The sequence below is a fragment of the Thermosynechococcus sp. NK55a genome, from assembly GCF_000505665.1.
Lineage (GTDB): Bacteria > Cyanobacteriota > Cyanobacteriia > Thermosynechococcales > Thermosynechococcaceae > Thermosynechococcus.
This window is the reverse complement of sequence record NC_023033.1, coordinates 268,538-293,586: the sequence shown is the minus strand read 5'-3', so window position 1 is coordinate 293,586 and position 25,049 is coordinate 268,538. Positions and strand designations below refer to the sequence as shown.

Below are 25,049 nucleotides of genomic sequence, written 5' to 3'. Positions count from 1 at the left end.
GCAATATCTGTTAGGTTGAGGATATGGTTACTCTTCCTAAAGCTGGCCGCTCTGGCCGTTTTCGTCGCCTGCTGGCCTATCTGCGTCCTCACCAAACAAAAATCTGGGGGGGCATTGCAGCGCTTTTCATTGTCAACCTCCTAGGGACCTATTTGCCCCTACTGATCGGCACTGCCGTTGATGAGTTGCAGACCAAGTTTGACTTTCAACGGGTGGTGTTCTATGCCCTGCTGCTGATTGGCTTAGCCTCCTTGATGTGGCTGATTCGCATGGCCTCGCGCCTGTGGATCTTTGGTGCCGGACGATTGGTGGAATTTGACCTCAAGCAACGGCTCTTTGACCATCTCCTGCGTTTAGAACCCAGTTACTTTGCGGAAAACACCCCTGGGGATCTCATTAGCCGTGCCACCAGTGATGTGGATAACATTCGGCGGCTCGTGGGCTTTGCTCTTTTGAGTGCCGCCAACACAGTCTTTGCCTATGGTATGACGCTGCCGGTGATGCTGGCAATTCATCCGGGGTTGAGTTTAGGGGCGATCGCCGTCTATCCAGCAGTTCTCTTTATTGTCCAAAGTTTTAGCGATCGCCTGCGGGCAGAGCAGCTAGAGGTGCAACAAAGCCTCTCGGAACTGAGCGAGCTCATCCAAGAGGACATGAGTGGCATTGCCCTCATTAAAATCTATGGCCAAGAAACCAACGAGCAGCGCCAATTTCACCAGTTAAATCAAGACCTACTCCGCAATAACTTGGTACTGGCCAAAACCCGCAACATTCTCTTTCCGCTTTTGGGGGGGATGGTCAGCTTTAGCCTATTGATTCTCCTGTGGTTTGGCAGCCGCATGATTGCTGCTCATACAATTCAAGTGGGGGATTTTATTGCCCTGTTGCTGTACATTGAGCGGCTAATTTTCCCGACGGCGCTATTGGGCTTTACGATTACCACCTACCAGCGGGGGGAGGTGAGCATTGACCGTATTGAAGCGATTTTGAGTGTCGAACCGCGCATTAAGGATGACCCCGCTGCCATTGCCCTCCCCCGCGATCGCGTTCAGGGACACCTCTGTTGTCAGGACTTGACCTTTACCTACCCGAATCGCAGCACCCCCGCTCTCAATCACCTCAGTTTTGAAATTCAAGCGGGGGAAATGGTAGCGATCGTTGGCCCCATTGGCTGTGGCAAATCCACCTTGGCCAGTGCCCTGCCTCGTTTGCTAGAGATTGCCCCCAATCAAATTTTCCTTGATGGCATTGACATTACACGGTTGCGCCTTGCCGATCTGCGGGGGGCGATCGCCTACGTGCCCCAAGAAAGCTTTCTCTTTAGCACCACCATCAAAAACAACATTCGCTATGGCGAACCTGACGCCACCGAACTCAAGGTCATTGCTGCTGCCAGCCAAGCCCAAATTCACAACGAAATTCGCAACTTTCCCCAGCAGTACGAAACCCTAGTGGGGGAGCGGGGCATTACCCTCTCGGGGGGACAGCGACAGCGAACCGCCTTAGCCCGTGCTCTGCTGGTAGAAGCGCCCATCCTTGTTTTAGATGACGCCCTTGCCAGTGTTGATAACCAAACCGCCAGCCAAATCTTGCGGGCGCTACGGGAACAACGGCGCACGCGTACCGTGCTGTTTATTTCCCATCAACTATCAGCAGCAGCAACCTGCGATCGCATTCTTGTCATGGACAAAGGGCGGATTGTTCAACAGGGAACCCACAATGAACTCGTGGCCACCGAGGGACTGTATCAATTCCTTTGGGAGCAGTATCAACTGGAAAGCTCCCTCGCCTAGGGGAGCCGACCACTACATCCAAAGTAAATCGGCTACCCCAGTTGGTGTCGTCAATATGCTAGTAAGGGTTAAAGGGAACTACTGCCCTGGCTTTTGTGGACTAGGAGACTCCGTCGGTGCTTGGTTATTAGTCGTACCACCGCCGCCCCCGCAGGCCACTAGTGTGGTAGAAAAACCAACTAAAATCAAGATCAAAGCAGCAAGCTTGTAAAGAGATTTCATAGAACTCCTCACGGTAAGTAATTAGGTAAGGATTAAACAGTTCTTTTCTATCAAGTTTGCTGCGGCATTGGCAACTGCCGGGCAACCATCTGCCATAGAGATTCCCCTCAAAAGTACCACCGAAACCTAGAGAGCAACTCTACCCCCTATGCCCACTGAGCGATTACAAAAAGTCCTTGCCCATTGGGGAGTGGCCTCGCGACGCCATGCGGAAGCCCTCATCCGCAGCGGTCAGGTCTTTGTCAATGGTCAGCGGGCCCAATTGGGGGACAAAGTGGATCCAAAGCGTGATTGCATTGAATACAAAGGACAGCGCCTGAACCCGCCCCGTCCACCCCAACGGCTCTATCTGCTCCTCCATAAACCCAAGGGGGTGCTCTGTACCTGTCACGATCCCCAAGGTCGAACCACGGTTCTCGACCTATTGCCCCCAATGTATCAGCGCGCGGGGGGGCTGCATCCTGTGGGTCGCTTAGATGCTGACTCCAGTGGCGCCCTCCTGCTCACAAATGATGGGGCCTTCACCTACTATCTCAGTCATCCCCGCCATCACATCCCCAAAACCTACCGCGTTTGGGTACAGGGACAACCGCCCGAAAAGGCGTTGCAAAGATGGCGAGAGGGGATTCCCTTGGAGGGTGTGATGACCTTACCCGCAGCGGTTAAGCTGCTTCGCACCGAAGGCGATCGCTCCCTTTTGGAAATCATCCTCCAGGAAGGCCGCAACCGCCAGATTCGCCGTGTAGCCGAGCAACTTGGCTATCCTGTTGTGGCCTTGCAACGGATCGCGATTGGCCCAGTTCGCCTAGGTAATCTTCGACCCAGAGCGGTTCGTCCCCTTAGCCGCCATGAATTGGCCGCCCTCCAGCCAACTACCCAGCCAACTACGAAGACCCAGCCTGAGAGCCAGTGACTGCCGGCGGCCTATGCTGCACCGGGTGATCCGGGTGGGTAGCTTCCCATTCGGCGAGAAATTCCTTCGTATCTTTGACCGCAGGTAAGGGCAACGAGCCACCGGGACCTGCCAAGGGCCGCAACCCATTGAACTCCGCTAAGATGGCGGTGCCATTGTTAATGACCACTGCCAAAATTGGGTCAAGGGCAAAGAATATCCCCGACAGCAGCGCACCAATATTGGGAATAGCAACGATCGCCGTATTTTGCCAGACGATCTCCATTGCCTGCTTGGCAATGCGAATGGCAAGGGTCAGTCCCCGCAAATCATCCTCCATGAGGACCACATCTGCAGTTTCACGGGCAATATCGGTTGCCCCAGCAAAGGAAATAGACACATCTGCATAGGCGAGAGCTGCGGAGTCATTGATACCATCGCCACAGAAGGCCACCACTTTACCGCTGTCATGGAGGGCACGCACCACCTCCACTTTCTTTTCTGGGAAGGCTTCGGCGTAGATATTATTGGGAGCAATCCCTAAGTCTTTGGCCACCGCATGGGCAACGCGGCCAATGTCACCGGTCAGCATATGGGGAATAATGCCTGCCTCCTTGAGTTCACGGATAACTGCGGGACTTTCATTGCGGATCGGGTCGCTGTAGAGAATCACGCCAATCAAACGTCCATCCCCAGCCACATAGACAATCGAAGCCCGCCCAGAATCGAGGTCAGGGAAGCGGGCATTCAGATCAATCAGGCAAATGTTTTCCTGCTCCATCATGCGGCGGCTGCCCACCCGCAGATCGACACCCCGCACTTTTGTGGCCACACCAAGGCCAACGCGGTATTCCCAGTCTTCACAGTCAAAGAGGGGCTGATGGGTTTCGCGGGCATGGCGGACAATTGCCTCGGCTACGGGGTGGGTGAGTCCCTGCTCAGCACTGGCGGCCATACTAAGGATGTCATCGGCGCTGAAGCGAGGATCCATGACTTTAATATCCGTCACACCAGCATGACCTTGGGTCAGGGTGCCGGTTTTATCAAAAACAATTGTGTCGATTTGAGCCAGTTTTTCAATTGCCCGGCCACTGCGAATGAGCACGCCATGTTGGGCAGCATAGGTAAGGGCCGACAAAATCGTGGTGGGCACAGAGACGCGAATCCCCGTACCAAGATCAAGGGTCAGCAGGGCGATCGCCCGATTCAAATCCCCCGAGAGCACCCCCACGCCTGCGCCAATAGCCAACGTGGGAACCACCATTTGGTTGGCGACAGTGGCTGCATAGTTTTCAATGCGAGTGTCATGCACCGGTGCCGACTGCATCAAGTTGACAATCACACCCGCACGGGTATTGTTGCCCACCCGCTCCGCCAAGATCACCAATTGACCCTCCACCAGTAGCGTCGAAGCAAAAACCTCCATCCCCTCAGTGCGCGTTACGGGTACTGACTCGCCCGTCAGTTTGCACTGATCAATCAGGCCTGTGCCCCGCAAAATGATGCCATCAACGGGAATTTGATCCCCCGGATAGACAACAACGCGATCGCCCTCCACGAGGTCTTTGACTTCCACTTCCACCTCAAGGCCGTCCCTCTCCACAAAGGCGGTTTTGCCCAGACAGTCCAGCAAATCAAGGTTTGCCCGTTCCGAGCCCCGTGCTGTGAGGTCGCGGATCACTTCCCCCCCCTCAATCAAACCCAGCATAAAGGAGGGAGCAAAATAGTGGCCTTGCAGGGTATGAAGAAAAATTGCCAACCCATCGAGGAAGTCAATCGTTAACTGTTTCTCCTCTTGAATCGCTTCCCATGCTCGCTGAAACACTGGCATTGCCCCGGCAATCACCACACCAGCAATCACATAGCCGGGAATCGGTATCCCCATTAGGGAGGCCACACTCAAACCCAAGCCAAGAGCTGGTAAGCCCAAGCGTTCCCAATAGTTAATTTGGTGCGCTGCCGCCGCAGGGGTGGCTTTCTCAGTGCTAAAGGCGGGAAGGTCTGGCTTGGCCGCCACTTGAATCGATTCAAAAATTTGCCCCTGAATCGTTGCTAGGGCTTCTCCAAAAAGCTTGGGACTATATTCCACCACAAGGGAGCAAGCCGGGGGGTTAATGCGCGCCGTTGTCACCGCGGGTAAACTGCCAACAATGTAAAGCAGCCTTTCCCCATATTCAACATCAAAGCCCAACCGAGGAATACGAATCCGAAAGCGACCCCTAATCCAATGCACAACCTGATAGTGAACGGTTTCTGTGGTGATAGGGCGGGCAGGTATCTCAGACTGTGGGGAACAACTTTGGGCAAGGGTGGTCATGATGAATTCCTACAAATGGTCGGGCCAATGAAGCTGACTATAACGTCTAGGTAATCATTTCTGCCCAGTTTTTGGATAATCTACACCAAATTGACGCATATGAAACCCGTCTCAGACAAAAAAGGCAATGTAATACAGGACACTTTATAGCCTAGGTTATCCTTAAAGTATTTCAGTTTGATGGGGCATCTATCGTACAATCTAGCTGCATATTGAGGATAAGCAGATGATGGATACGGCGATCGCAACAATTCGTGCCCGCGAAATTCTCGACTCGCGGGGTCGCCCCACGGTAGAAGCAGAAGTTGAACTGGATTGTGGCGTTGTCGGACTGGCTCAGGTTCCTAGTGGTGCCTCAACAGGGAGTTTTGAGGCCCATGAACTGCGGGACGGCGATCCCAAGCGCTATGGTGGCAAAGGCGTCCTCACCGCCGTTGAAAACATTGAAACCAGGATTCTCAGTGCCCTTGTGGATCTCAACGCCCTTGATCAAACGGTGATTGACCAGTGCCTCTTGGAACTAGATGGCAGTGAGAATAAATCCAACCTCGGTGCCAATGCCATTCTGGCGGTGTCCCTTGCCACGGCTAAAGCAGCCGCAGAATATCTCGGTCAACCCCTCTACCGCTACTTGGGGGGGCCTCTGGCCAATGTCCTACCCGTGCCTATGATGAATGTCATCAACGGCGGGGCCCATGCGGCCAACAACATTGACTTTCAGGAATTCATGATCATGCCCATTGGTGCCCCTAGTTTTCGGGAGGGTCTGCGCTGGGGGGCAGAGGTTTTTGCTGCTCTGAGCAAGGTGCTGGCTGATAAGGGGTTACTGACCGGTGTCGGGGATGAAGGAGGCTTTGCGCCTAACCTAGACTCCAACCAAGCGGCTTTGGATATTTTGCTTCAGGCAATTGAAACAGCCGGTTACAGCCCCGGCACTGACGTTGCCCTGGCCCTCGATGTCGCCGCCAGTGAGTTTTATGAAGACGGCAAATATGTGTTTGATCATGCCAGCCGTAGCGCCTCTGAGTTAATCCGCTACTACGACCAACTGGTGAGTACCTATCCCATCATTTCCATTGAGGATGGCCTGCACGAGGAGGACTGGGACAACTGGGCACTCTTGACGGAAACCCTGGGGAGCCGCATTCAACTGGTCGGGGATGATCTGTTTGTCACCAATCCCAAGCGTTTGCAACGGGGGATTGACAATGGTGTGGCCAATGCCATCTTGATTAAGCTCAATCAGATTGGTTCATTAACCGAAACCCTGCAAACCATCGATCTGGCAACCCGCAAGGGTTACCGCTCGGTGATTAGCCACCGCTCTGGGGAAACAGAGGATACCACGATTGCGGATTTGGCTGTCGCGACCCGTGCGGGTCAAATTAAAACGGGTTCCTTGTGTCGCAGTGAACGAGTGGCCAAGTACAATCGCCTGCTGCGCATTGAAGCAGAACTGGGGGATCAGGCGGTCTATGCGCCCAGGGTGGGCTTGGGGCCGTGCTAGGTGATTCGTGCCCGCAAACGGTTTGGCCAGCATTGGCTGCGCAGTGAATCGATTTTAGCTCAGATAATTGCAGCCGCTGAACTGCATCCGGGCGATCGCGTCCTAGAAATTGGTCCTGGTCGGGGTGCCCTGACTCGACCGCTGCTAGGGAGCGGTGCTGAGGTGGTTGCCGTTGAACTGGATCGGGATCTCTGTGGCCAATTGCAGCGGCAGTTTGACAGTGAGCGGTTCCAGTTGATTGAGGGGGATATTCTGCGGCTGGACTTAAGCCCCCTGGGGTGCAACAAAGTGGTGGCCAATATCCCCTACAACATCACGGGGCCATTGCTGGGGCATTTGCTTGGCAGTATTGCCCGACCGCGTCGCCCAGCCTTTGAGCGGTTGATTCTACTTGTGCAAAAAGAAATTGGCGATCGCCTGATGGCCTCACCCGGCAGCAAGGCCTACGGTGCCCTCTCTGTACGGGTGCAATTTCTGGCCACCTGTGAGAAGGTGTGTGCAGTGCCCCCCCGTGTCTTTCAGCCACCGCCTAAGGTGGATTCGGTGGTGGTTTGTCTGCGGCCCCACAGGACACTGCCAAGGGTGCGATCGCCCCAATGGTTAGAAACGCTACTGAAACAGGGGTTTGCCACTCGCCGCAAGATGCTGGCCAATGCCCTCAAGTCCCTTGTGGCGCCGGCGCAGGTACGCCAAGCCCTCCTGCAGTTGGGACGAGATGCCAATAGCCGTGCCGAAGCCCTGAGCCTAGAGGATTGGCTCGCCCTGAGTGACATCCTAGAACCGTCCCATCGGCCCAATCGGTGAGAAGGCTGCTGAGCAAGGTTTAAGGGGCGATCGCCCGCCCGTTGGGGTCTTCAAGAACAAAGCCGGCATCGGCAATCATTTGCCAATCTTGGTGGGGAGCTTGCCCGGGAGTGGTCAGATAGTCGCCAATAAAAATGGAGTTGGCGGCGTAGAGGCCAAGGGGTTGGAGCGATCGCAGATGCACTTCGCGGCCACCGGCAATGCGGATCTCTTGGCGCGGCAAGAGCAAACGAAACAGCACGAGAATGCGTAAACACTGGCGGGGATTGAGGTTGTGCTGTTCGCCCAGGGGCGTCCCCGGAATTGGAATCAAAAAGTTCACGGGTACACTAGTCACCTGACGCTGCCGCAGGGAGAGGGCAAGATCAATCACATCGTCATCGGATTCCCCCATGCCTAAGATGCCCCCAGAGCAGGTTGTAATCCCAGCGGCTTGGATATTTGCTAAGGTCTGGTCGCGATCCCTAAAGGTGTGGGTGGTACAAATTTCACTGTGGAAGTTTTCCGAGGTATTCAGGTTGTGGTTGACGCGATCGACACCGGCTGCCGCCAGCCGTGCCGTTTGCTCAGCGGTGAGTAAGCCCAAGCAGGCACAGATTTTTAGGGGATAGCGTTCCTTAACTGCTCGAATAGCGCCGAGCACTTGCTCAAACACCTTCTCACTGGGCGATCGCCCGGAAATAACCAGGCAAAATGTACCGGCCTTGAGTTGGGCAGCGCGATCGGCGGCGGCAAGAATTTTTTCCTGCGAGAGCAGGGGATACTTTTCAATCTCAGCCGTCGAGATTTTGGACTGGGAGCAGTAGTGACAGTCTTCCGGACACAGACCACTTTGGGCATTCAGGAGATAGTGGAGCCGTACCCGATTGCCCCAGTAGTGGTAGCGGACACGATAGGCTGCCGCCAGTTGATTCAGGAGTTCCGTATCGGGGGCCTGGAGCACCGCTCGCGCTTGATCGCGGCTGAGGCACTCGTCGGCAAGGGCTAAATTGGCAAGGTGCTGCCAGTCAGTGGTCAATACAGTACTCATGGGGGTGCTCTTAACTACGAAGGGTAACAGCGTATTTTTCCACAAGGCTGTCGCGGATGCGCTGATGGAGTTCATTTACCTCAGCCTCGGTGAGGGTGCGATCGCTGGCGCGGTAGCTGAGGCGAAAGGCCAAACTGCGCTGCCCTTCGGGGACACCGCTGCCACTGTACTCATCAAAGAGTTCGACACTCTCCAGGAGAGAGTCGCGTCCCCCCGCTGCTTTCCAAATGGTGCGACTGAGTTCCGCCACCGTGAGAGCCGCCGGCGCAAAGAAGGCGAGGTCGCGATCGCTGGCGGGATAGGTGGAAAAGGGGTGAAAGATAATCTGCTGATAGCGTTCCTCAAGGCAACTCAGGAGGACCTCCAGGTCTAGTTCAAAAACATAAACGGCAGCGGGAAGCTCTAGGGCGGCGGCATACTGCGGGTGTAACTGGCCAAAGATACCGAGACGTTCTCCCTGCAAAGAGAGAACGGCTGTGCGCCCCGGATGTAGACGTTCATCGTGGCGATCGCTCTGATATTCCACAGGCAAACCAAACCGCTGAAAAACGCTCTCAAGCATCCCCTTGGCTTCATACCATGTGAGGGGCTGAGGCTGTTGCGAGCGGCGCACCCATTTACCCTGCCATGGATCACCACCGATGATCCCCCCAAGGCGATCGTTTTCCCAAAGACCCTCCTCATCTTGACCAAAAACACGGCCAATTTCAAAACCATTGAGGGGTGGATTCCCCTGTTCTTGGTTGTAGCGGAAGGCCTGCACTAGACCCGTAATTAGATCCGTCCGCAGTGCAGAAAACTCAGCAACTAGAGGATTCACAACCGTGACTTGATTCGGCTGCCCCCCCTTGACCCAGGAATAGTGCATTAATTCCGTCAGGCCCGCCCCGCGAAAGGCTGCCCGTACCTCCCGCAGGAGGGTGAGTTCTAGGGGCAATGCCCCCACCTCCGCCTGGGCTGGCAAGGTTTCCTCAAAGCGATCGTAGCCGTAGAGTCGCGCAATCTCCTCAATGAGATCCACCTCCCGCTCAATGTCACGGAAGCGGTAGGGGGGTACCGTTACCGACCACACGCCTAGCTCGTCCTCAAGGGTTTCTTGACGGCTGAGGTGAAAACCAAGGCGGCGGAGGAGCGCTTCAACGGTCTCTGCGTCCAAATAGGCGGGTTCATCGCTATCCTCTGCCTCAGCAACCACGGCCCCCAAGAGCCGATGCACCTGTTCCAGCCGCAGGGTGAGGGTACGTTCGAGGGGCGGCCGCCGATCCGCCAGGGTTGTGTAGGTCACTGTTCCTTGGGCAATTTCCCTTAGCAGGGCGATCGCTTCAGCGGTGGCTGCCTCTAGTTCTGCTGGGTTGACCCCCCGTTCATAGCGCGCTGAAGCTTCCGTGCGCAATCCCTGATCACGAGCCGATCGCCGGATCACCGGACTGGCAAAGAGGGCCGCCTCAAGAAAGACGTTCTGGGTTCCCAGGTGCACTTCGGTCTCTTCGCCGCCCATCACCCCTGCTAGGGCAACGGGCACGTCGCCGGCGGTAATCAGCAGATTCTCCAAACTGAGGCGGCGCTCCTCGCCATCCAAGGTTTTCAGGGTTTCGCCCGCCTTAGCAAAACGCACACCGACCCTGACCGGAGTTTGGGCAGCAACCCTTTGCAACCGATCCCAATCAAAGGCATGGAGAGGCTGCCCCCACTTCAGCAGGATGTAGTTAGTAATGTCCACCACATTGTTGATGGCTCGCAAACCCGCAGCCTCTAAACGTTGCTGGAGCCAAGGGGGTGAAGGGCCAATTTGAACATTAGTAATTAGCGTGCCACAGTAGGCAGGACAGGCCTGGGGGTCAGCGATCGCCAGTTGTACCGGTGCTTTACCGGACTTTTGAGGGGCGATCGTCTTTGGGGTTGGCAGCATCAGGGGCGCGCCGGTTAATGCCGCCACTTCACGGGCAATCCCCACCATACTCAGGGCATCGGCACGGTTGGCGGTGGAGCTGAGATGCAAAATTACATCATCCAAACCCAACAGCGGACGTACATCTTGGCCTACGGTTACTGCATCAGTGAAGGTGTGAATGCCCTCAGACTCCTTGGTTAGCCCCAATTCCGCAAGGGAGCAGATCATACCTTCGGACTTGACCCCCCGCAGTTTTGCTGGTCGAATTTTCAGATCAATTTTTGCCAGATATGCCCCCGGTAGGGCCACGGGTACATACAGGCCTGCTGCGGCATTGGGTGCCCCACAGACAATGGTGCGGGGTTCCCCTTGACCCACATCAACTTGGCAGACCCGTAATTTTTGGGCATCGGGATGGGGTTCACAGGCCAAAATACGCCCCACCACAACCCCTTCAGCCCATGCGCGCCGATCTTCAATTTCTTCGACTTCAAACCCTGCCATCGTCAGGCGATCGGCCAAAATCGCAACATCGAGATCAACCGCCACCAATTCCCGTAGCCAGCGAAGGGAAACCCGCATGGAATCCTCAAAACAACGTCATAGTTTGCCATTTTTCAGCCTACTCTCCTGTGATGGCATTGCACAAGTGCGAGTCGACAGGAAGCAAGGATTTCAGGAACGATCGCCGATGCCAAGGAGTAAGGCCATACTGGTCAAGGGCTTGGCGGTGTTCGGGGGTGCCGTAGCCCACATTGCGTTCCCAGCCATACTGGGGATAACGACGAGCCAAGCGGGCCATGAAGCGATCGCGCCGTACCTTGGCAATAATTGAGGCACAGGCAATACTATAGCTGCGGCGATCGCCCCCGATAATGGCCGTTACCCTTTCAAAGGGCGCTGTTTTTGTTAGTTTGCCGTCAATTAGGGCATGGTCCCAAGGAGCCACCCGCCCTAGGGCCCGCACCATCGCTCGATAGGTGGCTTGCAGAATATTCACCTGATCAATTTCCGCCACACTGGCACTGCCAATGCCAATGGCGATCGCTTGGTTATAAATCTGCCCAAAGAGGCGCGATCGCTGGCGAGCAGTCAACCGCTTGGAATCCCGTACCTCTGGAAGGGGGACACAGTCCACAGGCAAAATGACGGCTGCCGCCACCACTGGCCCTGCTAAGCAACCCCGCCCCACTTCATCCACACCGACGACGCGACAATAGCCCTGTTGCCAGTAGGCCTGCTCATAAATCAGGCTGAGGGGTTCCATGCCTAGTGACCAATCCCCACATAGCGAAAGCCCAGTGACTCTAGCCCCTTGCGATCTAAGAAATTGCGGCCATCAATGATCACCGGTTGGTGCATCACCTTGGCCAAGGCGCCATAATCCACCTCTTGGAATTGTGGCCAGTCGGTCACCAACACCAGAGCATCACAGCCATCAGCAAGGTGCAGTAGATCCGTTTCCACAATCACATGGGAGAGACCCGATCGCAGACCCGACTGGGACACAAGGGGGTCATAGGCTTTGACCTTAGCACCTAAGCGATGCAGTTCCTCAATCAGATTAAGGGCAGGGGCATCCCGCAAATCGTCGGTGTTGGGCTTAAAGGTTAACCCCAAAAGGCCAATGGTTTTACCCTTGAGGATCTTCAGCACCTGTTGCAGTTTTTCAATGACAATAAAGCGCTGCCGCTGGTTCACTTGAACCGCTGCTTTAAGCAACTGGGCATCGTAGCCGTAGTCTTCCGCCGTGTGGATGAGAGCCGAAACATCCTTGGGAAAACAGGAGCCCCCCCAACCTAAGCCCGCTTGCAGAAATTTCTCGCCAATACGGGAATCTAAACCAATTCCCTTGGCCACTTGAACCACATCTGCCCCCACGCGATCGCAAATATTGGCAATTTCGTTAATAAAGCTGATTTTAGTCGCCAAAAAGGCATTGGCAGCGTACTTGATCATTTCCGCCGAACTCAGATCCGTCACCAAAACTGGTACGGCAGGCAAGGTGGGATCAACCGCATACTTGCGCTCAATAATCGGCCCATAGAGTTCCTGCATGATTTGAATCGCTCTGCGGCTACTGCTGCCCAAGACAATGCGATCGGGATTCAACGTGTCATAGACCGCTGAACCTTCCCGCAGAAATTCAGGATTGCTGACCACATCAAAATCTAGCGGCGGATGGGTTCCCCCGGCTTTAATGGCATCGGCCAAATCGGGTTCTCGCTCAACCACGCCATCCAGAATAATCATCCGTACCCAGTCCCCTGAGCCAATGGGCACTGTGGATTTATTGACAATCACTTTGTATCCCAAATGCAAATGGGCACCAATCCCCCGGGCAACGGCTTCCACATAGCGGGTATCGGTTTCACCATTGGGCAGCGCAGGTGTACCGACAGCAATAAAGAGCACCTCACCAAATTCCACCCCAGTGCCAAGATCACTACTGAAGCGAATGCGACCACTGGCAATGCAACCACGGAGTAACTCCGTCAGACCCGGTTCATAAATCGGGGATTCCCCCTGTTGCAGCAGCTTGACTTTGTCAATATTGTTGTCAATGCAAATGACCTCATGGCCAATATGTGCCAGGCACACTCCCGTCACCAAACCCACATAGCCGGTGCCAATTACACAGACCCGCATTCCCTGTGGCCTCCCTAAACTTCCACCATCATAGGCGTATAGGGTACGCCCAGCCGCTCAGCAAAGTCAGGAATTGTCCGCTGCAGCCCCGCGAGGAGGGGAACGGTGGGTTGCCAGCCCAACACTGTGCGAGCGAGGGTAATGTCGGGACGACGGCGCTGGGGATCATCACTGGGCAGGGGCTTAAACTGGATTTCCACCCCTGGATTAATCAGGGCCTGGATTTTTTGGGCGAGCTCTAGCACCGTGTATTCATCAGGGTTGCCGAGGTTCACAGGGCCAAGGTGATCGCTATTCATCAGCCGAATCAACCCTTCCACCAAATCACTGACATAGCAAAAGCTACGGGTTTGGGAGCCGTCCCCATAAACCGTGAGGGGAATGCCCTGCAAGGCTTGGACAATAAAGTTGCTGACGACGCGGCCATCGTTGATCTGCATTTTCGGGCCATAGGTATTAAAAATCCGGGCCACTCGAACATCCACATTGTTTTGACGGTGGTAGTCAAAGGTAAGAGTTTCTGCCACTCGCTTGCCTTCGTCATAGCAGGAGCGCACACCAATGGGGTTGACATGCCCCCAGTAGGACTCAGATTGGGGATGCACTTGCGGGTCACCATAGACTTCTGAAGTTGAGGCCAGGAGAAATCGTGCCTTCACGCGTTTGGCCAACCCCAGCATGTGGAGTGTGCCCATGACATTGGTTTTGATTGTTTTGACCGGATTGTACTGGTAATGAACCGGTGAGGCGGGGCAGGCCAAGTGATAGATTTGATCCACCTCAAGGCGAATTGGATCGGTGACATCATGGCGGATCAGTTCAAAGTTCGGATGACCTAGCCAGCGCAAAATGTTGCGCTTCGTACCAGTGAAGTAGTTGTCTAGGCAAATGACCTCATGACCCGCTTCCATCAGCCGATCAACGAGATGGGAACCAATAAACCCAGCGCCGCCGGTAACCAGAATACGCATTGTGTTGTCTAAATAAAATCAGTAAAGTGATGTTCTCTCTTTGGCCTAGATTAGCATGAGTTCATAGGAGGCTAGCAATGCTTGGTTCCACCAAATCAGAGGATGCCCGAATGATCAAGAAGGGTTTGCAGAGCTGGTGTCTTGATTTATTTAAATTTTTAAATTTGTTTAATCGGTTTAATCAGTTTAATCGATTGTCTTGGTCGGCCTTTGGCCAATTTCCTTAGCCCAAGCCAAACCTGAGAGGACGTCCGCGCACAGCAGTATTCACTTGCCCTTGGCTAAACACAACCTCACCATTTACAAAGGTGTACACTGGCCATCCTGTCAATGACCAACCCTCAAAAGGACTCCAGCGACACTTGGTGAGAAGTTCCTCACGGCGCACTGGGCGATAGGTCTGCAAATCCACGAGCACCAGATCCGCATCGTAACCGGGGGCAATTTTCCCTTTGTTGGGAATTTCATAGGCCGCAGCAACAGCAGTGGACATCCAGCGCACCACTTGCGGCACAGTACAGCGGCCTGCCATCGCTTGGGTCAGCATGAGGGGCAAGGAGGTTTCTACCCCCGGCATACCAGAGGGGCTGTGGGGATAGGGCTGCGCCTTTTCCTCTAGGGTGTGGGGGGCATGATCGGTGGCAATAAAGTCAATGACGCCATCGAGGAGCCCTTGCCAGAGTTTTTCATTATCTACTGCTGTGCGCAGGGGTGGGTTCATCTGCGCAAGGGAACCAATTTTGGCGTAGGCCTCTGTGGTCAGTAGCAGGTGTTGGGGAGTGACTTCCACCGTTATCCAAGGAAGTTTGTGCTCGCGCAGAAAGTCGACTTCAATCCCTGTGGAAAGATGCAGAATGTGCAGGCGGCGTTCGTATTTCCGGGAGAGCTTCACGGCTAACTGGGTGGCGTTGAGGGCCGCAATCTCATCTTGAATTTGCGAATGTATGGCCACATCGGTAATGCCAGCCAATTGTGCGCGGCGGGCCCGGATGCGACCCTGATCTTCGGCATGGACAGCAATGAGGCGTTTGCCCTCACTAAAGATACGGTCTAAAATTGGCTCCTCATCCACCAAGAGGGGCCCGTGCATTGATCCCATGAAAATCTTGATGCCGCAGACGGGGTGGACAGTGTTGAGGACGGCAAGGTTATCCTGAGTGGCGCCAATGAAAAAACCATAGTTCACGACACATTTGGCGGCAGCACGGGCCAGTTTATCCTCTAGGCTCGCCTGATCAATGGTTAGGGGACGGGTATTGGGCATTTCCAAAAAGCTGGTGACCCCCCCCTTGGCACAGGCACAACTGGCGGTGAACAGATCCTCTTTGTGCTCTAAGCCAGGTTCACGAAAATGCACTTGGGGGTCAATTACCCCCGGCAGGAGGGTTAAGCCTGTTGCATCAATAACCGTATCGCCGGGGTGCACAGTGACGCGCTCTGCCACTTCTGCAATGCGATCGCCCTCAAGGCGCACCTGTTGCTGGCGGAGTTCTCCCTCTGGGGTACAAATCACCGCATTTTGGATCGCGATCGCCACCCTGTTCTCCTTAAAAATGGGCTCTTCTGTTCAGATCCTACTGGCCCGTGGAACCCAAGGACACAAAGGATAAACTATAAACATCTGTAATACCTGTGGTGATAAAATTTGACCCAAATCTATCTTCTTAACGGAAGTAAAACCTTTATACTGTAGAGCGTGTCTGTAGGTGGGGCGCGATCGAATCGCTATGGAATCTGGTATTGACTTACAGGGGCAGTTTATTCGTGCGTTGGAATCCCTTGGCCTTTCCCATGATCTAGCCAAGCTACTTTGGCTACCCTTGCCAATGTTAATGATGCTAATTGTGGCTACGGTGGGCGTCCTGGTGGCCGTTTGGCTAGAGCGGAAAATTTCTGCTGCTGTGCAACAGCGGATTGGCCCTGAATACATTGGCCCATTGGGGATTTTGGCGCCCCTGGCCGACGGCCTAAAACTGATTTTTAAGGAGGATGTTCTCCCCGCAAATACCGATCGCTGGCTGTTTACCCTTGGGCCAGCAGTGGTCGTGATTCCCGTCTTTTTGTCCTACATTATTGTCCCCTTTGGCCAAAACCTACTGATCTCCAACTTGGCAATGGGGGTCTTCCTCTGGATTGCCCTGTCAAGTATTGCGCCCATTGGCCTACTGATGTCGGGCTATGCCTCCAACAACAAATACTCCCTACTGGGGGGACTGCGGGCAGCGGCACAATCCATTAGCTACGAAATTCCCCTTGCCTTGGCAGTGTTGGCAGTGGCTATGATGTCCAATGGCTTAGGCACGGTGGAAATTGTCGAGCAGCAGTCGGAATACGGCATCCTCAGTTGGAATGTCTGGCGGCAGCCCATCGGCTTTTTGATCTTTTGGATTGCCGCTCTGGCAGAGTGTGAGCGCCTCCCCTTTGACTTGCCGGAAGCCGAGGAAGAACTCGTGGCTGGCTACCAAACAGAGTACGCTGGCATGAAGTTTGCCCTCTTTTACTTGGGTGCCTACGTTAACCTTGTACTTTCGGCACTCTTAGTCAGTGTTCTCTACTTTGGCGGTTGGAGCTTCCCCATTCCCCTAGAAACTATTGCCAATCTCCTTGGGGTGAGTGAAACCAATCCCTTTTTGCAGATTGCTTTTGCAGTGCTGGGCATCACAATGACCCTGATTAAGGCCTACTTCTTTGTCTTTTTGGCGATTCTGCTGCGCTGGACAGTGCCCCGTGTGCGTATTGACCAACTCCTAGACCTGGGCTGGAAATTCCTACTACCAGTGGGTCTAGTGAATCTGCTGCTGACCGCTGGCTTAAAGCTCGCCTTTCCCGTCGCCTTTGGCGGTTAAGAAACTCCCCATTTCTATGAGGTGACACCATGAAATTCCTCAATCAGATTACCAACTATGCCAAAGAGGCACTGCAGTCTGCGAAGTACATTGGTCAAGGCCTCTCCGTTACCTTCGATCACATGCGGCGGCGACCGGTAACAGTGCAGTATCCCTACGAAAAGCTCATTCCCTCAGAACGGTTCCGGGGCCGGATTCACTTTGAGTTTGACAAGTGCATTGCCTGTGAAGTGTGCGTGCGCGTTTGCCCCATTAACCTGCCTGTGGTGGATTGGGTCTTCAATAAAGAGCTCAAGAAAAAAGAACTCAAGCACTACAGCATTGATTTCGGCGTGTGTATCTTCTGTGCCAACTGTGTCGAATACTGCCCCACCAATTGCCTCTCGGTCACAGAAGAATACGAACTAGCCACCTACGATCGCCATGAGCTGAACTACGACAGTGTTGCAATGGGACGCATTCCCTACAAAGTAACCCAAGATCCAATGGTGACGCCAATCCGTGAGTTTGCCTACCTGCCCGCTGGCGTGATGTCTGGCCATGATTTGCCCGCGGGTGCCCAACGGGCGGGAGAGCATCCCGAGGCGATCGCCAACCCTGCTGAATCATCTGAGAACTAGGAGTTGTTGTTGTGGACTTAGCCACTCTGACCCAAACGATTACTTTCTTTGCCCTTGCCGCTGCAGTGACTGTTGCTGCCCTTGGCGTTGTGCTCCTGAACAATGTTGTCTATTCTGCTTTTTTGCTGGGGGGAGTGTTCCTGAGCATCTCTGGGCTGTATATCCTCATGAATGCTGACTTTGTTTCAGCGGCGCAAATTCTCATCTACGTCGGTGCGGTCAACGTTCTCATTCTGTTTGCCATCATGCTGGTCAATAAGCGCGAGGCCTATACCCCAGTGCCGGGGCGTTGGCTACGCCAGGGGGGTGCTGCAGTGGTCTCCCTTGGGGTCTTTGCTTTGCTGACGAAAATGATTTTGCAAACCCCTTGGCAACTCAGTTCCGTGCCCCCCACAACTGACAGCATCACCACCATCGGCCAGCACTTTTTCAGTGATTTCCTCTTGCCCTTTGAATTGGCCTCGATCTTACTGCTGATGGCTTTGATTGGGGCAGTGGTTCTTGCCCGCCGCGAACTGGTCTTGGAACCTGAACCCCTCCTAGGGGAAGAGGTGGTACCCCCCTTGGAGTTACCGGAACGTCCCCGCGAACCTGTAGCTTTGTCTGAAAAATAGGGAAATGACGATGCAGTTAACCAATGTTTTAATCTTGGCAGCACTGCTGTTTTGTATTGGCATCTATGGGTTGGTTACCAGTCGCAATGCCGTGCGCGTGCTCATGTCCATTGAGTTGCTTCTGAATGCTGTTAACCTCAACTTGATTGGTTTCGCCAACTATCTAGATGGCCAGCAAATTAAGGGGCAAGTCTTTGCGATATTTGTGATTACCGTGGCAGCCGCCGAAGCCGCCGTGGGTTTAGCAATTATTTTGGCCATCTATCGCAACCGCGACACTGTTGACATGGAGAAATTTAACCTCCTGAAGTGGTAGGCGAGAAGCTGGAACCTACTTCCCTCAATTGCCGTCTTTATTCAAGAGCTAGTGTCAGCAAAAGGGCAATCACCTATGACAGTGCGTCTTGGTAAGTCGGTTACCTATCTCTCGTTAATGGCATTGGGGGCAGCCGCTGCCATGTTTGTCACCCACTTGATGCCAGCATCAACGCCCTTGGTCACTCCCAGCTTGGCACAGTTACCGGCACCGCTACCAGCGGGAAATGACATTAACTTTATTGCCCGTGCGGTTGAACAGGTGGGGCCTGCTGTGGTGCGGATTGATGCTTCCCGTACGGTGCAGACCCGTGTGCCAGCTATCTTTAATGATCCTTTCTTTCAGGAATTTTTTGGGCCAATGATGCCCCCCCGCAGCCGTGAAGAACGGGGTCTAGGGTCTGGTTTTATCATTAGTAGCGATGGCTTGATCCTGACAAACGCCCATGTGGTGGATGGTGCTAACCGAGTGAAAGTAACCCTCAAGGATGGCCGCACGTTTGAGGGGCAGGTTCTCGGTCAAGACCGTCTGACGGATGTGGCTGTGGTCAAGGTGAGTGCTAACAATTTACCGGTGGTGCGTCTTGGTAATTCTGATAATTTGCGCCCTGGGGAGTGGGCGATCGCCATCGGTAATCCATTGGGTCTTGATAATACGGTGACTGCGGGCATTATCAGTGCAACCGGACGTTCTAGCGGTGATATTGGTGTACCCGATAAGCGAGTGGGCTTTATTCAAACCGATGCAGCCATTAACCCCGGTAACTCTGGCGGCCCCCTGTTGAACCAGCGGGGAGAGGTGATTGGCATGAATACAGCGATCATTGGTGGTGCCCAGGGGTTGGGGTTTGCCATTCCCATCAACACGGCTCAGCGGATTGCCAACCAACTGATTGCCAATGGTCGCGTGGATCACCCCTTCTTGGGTATTCGCATGACCAATCTTACCCCTGAGGTGCAGCAACGCCTCAACGCCAATCCCAATAGTCCTGTCCGCGTGCAGGAAAGTTCGGGGGTTTTGATTTTTGAAGTCCTCCCCAACTCTCCCGCTGCCCGTGCCGGTTTGCAACCTGGAGATGTGATCCATCGTATCAATGGCCAAAACATCACCAAAGCGGATCAAGTGCAGCAAATGGTGGAAAGCACCGGCATTGGTCGCACCATGGAACTGGAAGTGCGCCGTCGTGGCCAAACTGTAACCGTGGCCGTTCAGCCAGCTCCCCTCCCAGCCCAGGCGAGTCGCTAAGGTGCTGACGGCGGTTCTGATCATTCCAACGGGCATTGGGGCTGCCATTGGCGGTTATGCGGGGGATGCGATTCCAGTTGTTCGTGCCTTGGCCCAAGTGTGCGATCGGCTGATTACTCACCCCAACGTTCTGAATGGGGCGATGCTCTATTGGCCACTGCCCAATGTTTGGTATGTCGAAGGCTATGCCCTTGATGAATTTGCCGCTGGCCACTGGGGATTGCTACCACCCCGTGCAAATCGCATTGGTCTATTACTGGATGCAGCCATAGAACCCGAGCTGCAACTTCGCCATCGTCAAGCGGCGGCGGCCTGTTCTGCTACCTTGGGTCTAACCCTTACTGAACCGGTTATTACAGATGAACCGTTGGGGGTACAGCTACAAACCGCTGCCTCCGGAGCAACATGGGGCACTGTGGCGAACCCTGCCAGTTTATTGCGGTCGGCAGAAACACTGATTCAAGTCGCTAAGGCAGAGGCGATCGCGATCGTGACTCGCTTTCCTGATGATCCGGGCACAGAAGCATTGCACCACTATCGTAGTGGCCAAGGTGTCGATCCCCTAGCAGGGGCAGAAGCAGTCATTAGTCATTTGATTGTCCAGCACTTTCAGATTCCAGCAGCCCATGCCCCAGCCCTGGAACCCTTACCCCTAGAGGAGAGTGTACATCCCCGCGCCCTTGCCGAAGAAATTGGCTATACCTTTTTGCCTTCCGTGCTCGTGGGGTTGAGTCGTGCTCCCCGCTACAGCTTAAGTGACCCGCATGCCCTGTGGCGACAGGACGTGGATGCAGTGATTGTACCCGCTACGGCACTTGGTGGACGGGGAATTCTGGCCTTGGCTCATCAAGGCATCCCCATCCTAACAGTAGCTAACAATACCACAACCCTCAATGTTACCGGTGCCGATTTGGGGATAGAGACAATTCCTTGCCAGTCCTATGCCGAGGCGATCGGCGTCCTGAGTGCCATGAAGGCGGGAGTATCTTGGCAAACAGTGACGACAGCAACCTAAAGTTGCCTTTGAGTCTGGGGTTGATGCAGTTGACGGTGCTGCCTGAGGCAGAGATGCCGAGAGTGGCCAGGTTACTGGCTGAGCGCGCTCAGGGGGAAGAGGCCCCAAGGTCAGAGGCCATAATAGAGTTAATCACAACGATTGTGCTGTACAAGTTCACGGAGCTGAGTCGGGAGGAGGTGTTGCGGATGTTGGGGTTTACTACTGAGGAACTGAAGCGGACACGGTTTTATCGGGAGGTGTATGCTGAGGCGCGGGAGGAAGGATTACACCAAGGCTTGCAGCAAGGATTGCAGGAGGGAGAAGTGCTAGTTATCTTGCGCCAGCTGAGGCGGCGATTTGGGAGTGTGCCTAGGGACTTGGAGGAGCGGATTCGGCAGCTTTCTATTTCACAGATTGAGGCTTTGGCGGAGGCGCTGCTTGACTTTAGGGAACTGGAGGAAGTGGCAGCATGGCTAGCCCACTCTTGTTAACTCACCCATGCGCCGCGATTCCCTGTTCTATCAACTGTTTGCCCAACTGCCCCAAACCCTCTTTGACCTGTTGGGCAAAGACACCCCTCAGGGGTATCGTTTTGACTCAGTCGAGCTGAAGCAAACCGCCTTTCGCATAGATGGCGTCTTTGTGCCCCCTGACCCTGCGGGCACGGTCTATTTCTGTGAGGTGCAGTTTCAGCGGGATAACACCTTCTATGAACGCTTCTTTGCGGAGATTTTTCTCTATCTGCGCCTGTATCGCTCCACCTTTGCGGACTGGCAAGCGGTGGTGATCTATCCCAATCGGCAAACGGAGCAAGAGTCTTTTGACCCCTATGACCTGTTGGTTCATAGTTCCCGCCTGCGGCGAGTCTATCTCAATGAATTGGGGGCGCCGGAGAGTTTGCCTTTGAGTCTGGGGTTGATGCAGTTGACGGTGCTGCCTGAGGCAGAGATGCCGAGAGTGGCCAGGTTACTGGCTGAGCGCGCTCAGGGGGAAGAGGTCCCAAGGTCAGAGGCCATAATAGAGTTAATCACGACGATTGTGCTGTACAAGTTCACGGAGCTGAGTCGGGAGGAGGTGTTGCGGATGTTGGGGTTTACTACTGAGGAACTGAAGCGGACACGGTTTTATCGGGAGGTGTATGCTGAGGCGCGGGAGGAAGGATTACAAGAAGGAAGACAAGAGGGACGAGAAGAAGGACTTCAGGAAGGCTTGCAACAGGGATTGCAACAGGGATTGCAACAGGGATTGCAACAGGGATTACACCAAGGCTTGCAACAGGGATTACACCAAGGCTTGCAACAGGGATTGCAACAGGGCTTGCAGCAGGGCTTGCAACAGGGCTTGCAACAGGGATTGCAACAGGGAGAAGTGCTAGTTATCTTGCGCCTGCTGAGGCGGCGATTTGGGAGTGTGCCTAGGGACTTGGAGGAGCGGATTCGGCAGCTTTCTATTTCACAGATTGAGGCTTTGGCGGAGGCGCTGCTTGACTTTAGGGAACTGGGGGAAGTGGCGGCATGGCTGGAGCGCTTTGCTTGAGTGCTACTGCGGGTCACTGGGGAAGGGGTTCTTGGCACAGTGACGGTGGTGGCATACCAGTTGAAAGTTTAAGAAGTATTGCTATTGCTTAATTAGCAGCAATAATGTCCAGTTGTTGCGAAACTTTCAGAAATGTTGCTGCAAAGTGAAAGTTTTTATTAAAGAAAAACCATACTAGGTTTATGGAGCCTACGGGGTGGGGGTACCCTAGCTGTGTGGCTAACCGATCGCCACCTTTCACCTTTCTGGTAGGTTACAGTTTTCTGGTAGGTCATAGGTGCGGGTATGAAAAAACACGATCGCTCCCTTGGACTGTCGAAGCGACAATATCGCAAACTCATGCGGTTTATCCGTCATCTCATATTCCAGTTACAGCGCTGGGTGCGGCAGCGACTCACCCCCCTCAGGTTCCAGCGGCAGCGGGGCTCAGAGTTGCGCTGGGGGCGTGCCGGCTTTGTGCTGCCAACGGCGGTCATTGTGTTAGTGGTGGTCACGCTAACGGTGGCGGCCCTGATGATTCGCACCCTCAATCGCACCGCCGAGGTGAGCGGCCAACGGCAAGAAATTCAAGTGATGAATGCCACCGCACCCGCCATTGACCGGGCACGGACAAAACTAGAGTACTTCTTTACCCAAGACCCTTTGCGGCCCAATGGCGTACCAGGGGAAGCGACGATTGAGCAAATTATTGGCAACAGGACCGGAACCCCCCGCAATCCCGATCCTTACACCTTGGCGGATGAGCAGCGCATTGACTTGGATGGAGATGGCACCCTAGATAATGCCTGGGCGTTTCAACCCACACCAGACTCCATTGTGGCCTACTCCATTTTGATGAAGCGCCCCAATGATACGCAGCTCAACTGGGATGACGCCCAAAAGGCCAAAAACCTGATTACCCGCAGTCGGCCCATGGGCATTACAGCGGCAGGGAATCAGTGCCCCAACTTGAGCGGGGGCAGCAGCGCAGAGGTGGGCTGGGATGAGGTGAGCAGTGCCATTCTGCGGAAGAATTTCCAGATTAATGCCTTTGTCTATGAAAACCGCAACGGCGGTCAGGCCCTCTCCACCATTGAGTTTGTGCAAGAGCGGCAAATGGAGCGGGGCAACAAGTGGGGCGCCTGGTTCCGCAATGACTTGGAGATTTTCCCGGGGCCGACATTCCGCTGGAATGGGGCCATGCACACTGAAGGCAGCATCTTTATGACCGGCGGCGGTGAGGGTTTCCAAGCCCATTTGATCAGTTCGCCCAAGTCCTGTGTTTATACCCGCGTCGCTTCTGAAATTACGGCAACGGAGGTGGTCAACCCCCAAACCCAGCAAATTGAGTTTCAGGGGCAGTTTATGGCCGGCAGTTTGCGGGATAACAACACCAACGCCGGCACTGTGGAAATTCACTCCTACCGCGAACCGCCCAGTTCCCCCTACACCACTGGCAATGCAGACCCACCAGGAGAGAATGTTACGTTCAACGACACTCGGGATTCGGTCAAGAGCGGTGTGAATCTGAATCCGGCGGACGTTGCCCTGAACCCGGTGGCCATTCTCACCGAGGATAAAAGCAAAGCCCGCGGCAATGACCCCACGAATCTGACCAACCGCGATAACGACGCCACGAAAGGTTGGGACAAGCAATTTTATGTGGTGCAGGGGCGCTTTGCCAACAAAACCCAGTCCAAGCCCTATGTGGATGACACCTACCGCGCCGATGACCGCTATGGTCCTAAGCCGGTTTATAGTAGCACCATGCCGCCCTCGAATCCCTTGCTGGCCATTCCCGCGGGCAAGAAGGTAGGTGAGGAGATTAGCGACCCGGCGGCACAAGCGCTGCTGACCCACAACGTGGCTCCAGCGGCCAGCCAAAACAAGCGGGAAGACTTAGGACTGGATGGCTATTGGGAGCGGCGGGCACGCCAAGAGGGCCTGCGGATTGTGGTAGGGGAACGTTTAGAACTTACGAACGCTGGAAGTAATTCCAATTCCTCCTCCCTCTCCTGTCCTCCTAATCCTCCAAATAATCAACGCTGCAATGAATTCCTTCAGCATCGCACCCTGAGCGATGAACTAGCGGCGGTGCAGGCAACGGTGATTTACCACTACAAAGCCGATGGCAATACGGTGAACCCCAGCATTCCCGATCCCTTTACTGACCCTTACCCAGGGCAAAACCAGGGGGGCTACAAGCCCATTGCTTGCTTGGCCACGACCTACCACCACGGCACGAGGCAAACTGCGACCTACCACCACGGCACGAGGCAAACTGCGCTCAATAGCATCACGTTTGATACTTTCATTGATGGAAAACCACCCTTTTTTGATTTCTTTACGGGGCAAGGCACCAACGGCTGGGAGTTTGAGCTAAAGCCTGATTTTTATAACCAGCTGGGGGACAAAGACTCGTTGCTGAGAAAAGCGTTGTGGAATTTGGCGGACACGTACGGCGATCGTGACGGAGCTTTTCCACCACAACAGGACCCAGGCCAAACTCGCCCTAACCTTGCCACAGTCCTTAACAACAAAGGGAACTTCTCCAATTTCTCTAACTTGAGGAGAGCTCTGGACAAGTTGCAACAGAACGGTAATCAGCTGAATCAGTTGAGCTTGGCTGATCAAAGCACCATCCACACCGCCGGCTGCATGGTGGGGATGCTGGCGTACAGCATAACTCAAGTGAAAACACTAGCCGGCAGCAATCCGGCTATAAACGATATAAACGATATATGGGACAAAGTGAGGAGCAGTTTACACACCCCCCCAGTTCATCATATCCTGCATATCCTGCCCTGAGAATCTTCTGTG

20 protein-coding genes are annotated in these 25,049 nt (G+C 54.4%); 13 read left to right on the top strand and 7 right to left on the bottom strand.

Annotation, left to right across the window (positions count from 1 at the left end):
- Nucleotides 1–23: 23 nt before the first annotated feature.
- Together NK55_RS01445 and NK55_RS01440 are read left to right on the top strand one after the other, a co-directional pair.
- Complete coding sequence (locus tag NK55_RS01445) at nt 24–1,793, top strand: ABC transporter ATP-binding protein (RefSeq protein WP_024124076.1); 1,770 nt, start codon at nt 24–26, stop codon at nt 1,791–1,793.
- A 370-nt stretch (nt 1,794–2,163) separates the two neighbouring features.
- Nucleotides 2,164–2,928 carry a pseudouridine synthase gene (locus tag NK55_RS01440; RefSeq protein ID WP_024124075.1) on the top strand — a complete coding sequence of 255 codons (765 nt, stop codon included), beginning with the start codon at nt 2,164–2,166 and terminating at the stop codon, nt 2,926–2,928.
- Here the strand turns inward: NK55_RS01440 and NK55_RS01435 are convergent.
- Nucleotides 2,900–5,224, bottom strand: a complete 2,325-nt coding sequence (locus NK55_RS01435; protein ID WP_024124074.1) for a heavy metal translocating P-type ATPase — start codon at nt 5,222–5,224, stop codon at nt 2,900–2,902. The genes NK55_RS01440 and NK55_RS01435 overlap by 29 nt on opposite strands.
- 226 nt (nt 5,225–5,450) lie before the next feature.
- On the opposite strand from NK55_RS01435, the gene eno reads away from it, so the two are divergent.
- Both eno and rsmA read left to right on the top strand, forming a co-directional pair.
- On the top strand, nt 5,451–6,731 hold the full coding sequence (eno, locus tag NK55_RS01430; protein WP_024124073.1) for a phosphopyruvate hydratase: 1,281 nt from the start codon (nt 5,451–5,453) through the stop codon (nt 6,729–6,731).
- Nucleotides 6,732–6,734: 3 nt separating this feature from the next.
- Nucleotides 6,735–7,535, top strand: a complete 801-nt coding sequence (gene rsmA / locus NK55_RS01425) for a 16S rRNA (adenine(1518)-N(6)/adenine(1519)-N(6))-dimethyltransferase RsmA (protein ID WP_081711804.1) — start codon at nt 6,735–6,737, stop codon at nt 7,533–7,535.
- A 19-nt stretch (nt 7,536–7,554) separates the two neighbouring features.
- Here rsmA and bioB read toward each other — a convergent pair whose 3' ends face one another.
- The 6 genes from bioB to NK55_RS01395 all read right to left on the bottom strand — a co-directional run bounded on the left by bioB (nt 7,555) and on the right by NK55_RS01395 (nt 15,613).
- Nucleotides 7,555–8,565, bottom strand: a complete 1,011-nt coding sequence (gene bioB, locus NK55_RS01420) for a biotin synthase BioB (protein WP_024124071.1) — start codon at nt 8,563–8,565, stop codon at nt 7,555–7,557.
- 10 nt (nt 8,566–8,575) lie between these two features.
- Nucleotides 8,576–11,038, bottom strand: a complete 2,463-nt coding sequence (gene pheT, locus NK55_RS01415) for a phenylalanine--tRNA ligase subunit beta (protein WP_024124070.1) — start codon at nt 11,036–11,038, stop codon at nt 8,576–8,578.
- Nucleotides 11,039–11,078: 40 nt separating this feature from the next.
- Nucleotides 11,079–11,723 (bottom strand): ribonuclease HII, encoded by a 645-nt coding sequence (locus NK55_RS01410; protein ID WP_024124069.1) that lies wholly within the window; start codon nt 11,721–11,723, stop codon nt 11,079–11,081.
- A 2-nt stretch (nt 11,724–11,725) separates the two neighbouring features.
- Complete coding sequence (locus tag NK55_RS01405) at nt 11,726–13,105, bottom strand: UDP-glucose/GDP-mannose dehydrogenase family protein (protein ID WP_024124068.1); 1,380 nt, start codon at nt 13,103–13,105, stop codon at nt 11,726–11,728.
- A gap of 14 nt (nt 13,106–13,119) precedes the next feature.
- Nucleotides 13,120–14,076, bottom strand: coding sequence for a UDP-glucuronic acid decarboxylase family protein (locus NK55_RS01400; RefSeq protein ID WP_024124067.1), 957 nt, complete (start codon nt 14,074–14,076; stop codon nt 13,120–13,122).
- A 223-nt stretch (nt 14,077–14,299) separates the two neighbouring features.
- Nucleotides 14,300–15,613 carry a dihydroorotase gene (locus NK55_RS01395; protein WP_024124066.1) on the bottom strand — a complete coding sequence of 438 codons (1,314 nt, stop codon included), beginning with the start codon at nt 15,611–15,613 and terminating at the stop codon, nt 14,300–14,302.
- A 190-nt stretch (nt 15,614–15,803) separates the two neighbouring features.
- On the opposite strand from NK55_RS01395, the gene nuoH reads away from it, so the two are divergent.
- The 9 genes from nuoH (at nt 15,804) to NK55_RS01350 (ending at nt 25,037) form a co-directional block, all read left to right on the top strand.
- Nucleotides 15,804–16,922 (top strand): NADH-quinone oxidoreductase subunit NuoH, encoded by a 1,119-nt coding sequence (nuoH, locus tag NK55_RS01390; protein WP_024124065.1) that lies wholly within the window; start codon nt 15,804–15,806, stop codon nt 16,920–16,922.
- A 29-nt stretch (nt 16,923–16,951) separates the two neighbouring features.
- Nucleotides 16,952–17,542 carry an NAD(P)H-quinone oxidoreductase subunit I gene (gene ndhI / locus NK55_RS01385; RefSeq protein WP_024124064.1) on the top strand — a complete coding sequence of 197 codons (591 nt, stop codon included), beginning with the start codon at nt 16,952–16,954 and terminating at the stop codon, nt 17,540–17,542.
- 11 nt (nt 17,543–17,553) lie between these two features.
- Entirely contained in the window at nt 17,554–18,156 is a 603-nt protein-coding gene (locus NK55_RS01380) for an NADH-quinone oxidoreductase subunit J (protein WP_024124063.1), read from the top strand.
- Nucleotides 18,157–18,166: 10 nt separating this feature from the next.
- Entirely contained in the window at nt 18,167–18,472 is a 306-nt protein-coding gene (gene nuoK / locus NK55_RS01375; RefSeq protein WP_024124062.1) for an NADH-quinone oxidoreductase subunit NuoK, read from the top strand.
- Nucleotides 18,473–18,547: 75 nt separating this feature from the next.
- Nucleotides 18,548–19,717, top strand: a complete 1,170-nt coding sequence (locus NK55_RS01370) for an HhoA/HhoB/HtrA family serine endopeptidase (protein WP_024124061.1) — start codon at nt 18,548–18,550, stop codon at nt 19,715–19,717.
- Nucleotide 19,718: 1 nt separating this feature from the next.
- Nucleotides 19,719–20,732 carry a DUF3326 domain-containing protein gene (locus tag NK55_RS01365; protein ID WP_024124060.1) on the top strand — a complete coding sequence of 338 codons (1,014 nt, stop codon included), beginning with the start codon at nt 19,719–19,721 and terminating at the stop codon, nt 20,730–20,732.
- Nucleotides 20,705–21,205 carry a DUF4351 domain-containing protein gene (locus tag NK55_RS01360; RefSeq protein WP_225871769.1) on the top strand — a complete coding sequence of 167 codons (501 nt, stop codon included), beginning with the start codon at nt 20,705–20,707 and terminating at the stop codon, nt 21,203–21,205. The genes NK55_RS01365 and NK55_RS01360 overlap by 28 nt, the downstream gene beginning before the upstream one ends.
- Nucleotides 21,206–21,212: 7 nt before the next feature.
- Nucleotides 21,213–22,250: an Rpn family recombination-promoting nuclease/putative transposase gene (locus tag NK55_RS01355; RefSeq protein ID WP_024124058.1), complete on the top strand. Its 1,038-nt coding sequence runs from the start codon at nt 21,213–21,215 to the stop codon at nt 22,248–22,250.
- A 285-nt stretch (nt 22,251–22,535) separates the two neighbouring features.
- A complete protein-coding gene (locus tag NK55_RS01350; protein WP_041428903.1) occupies nt 22,536–25,037 on the top strand; it encodes a hypothetical protein in 2,502 nt (833 codons plus the stop codon).
- The last annotated feature ends 12 nt before the right edge of the window (nt 25,038–25,049 follow it).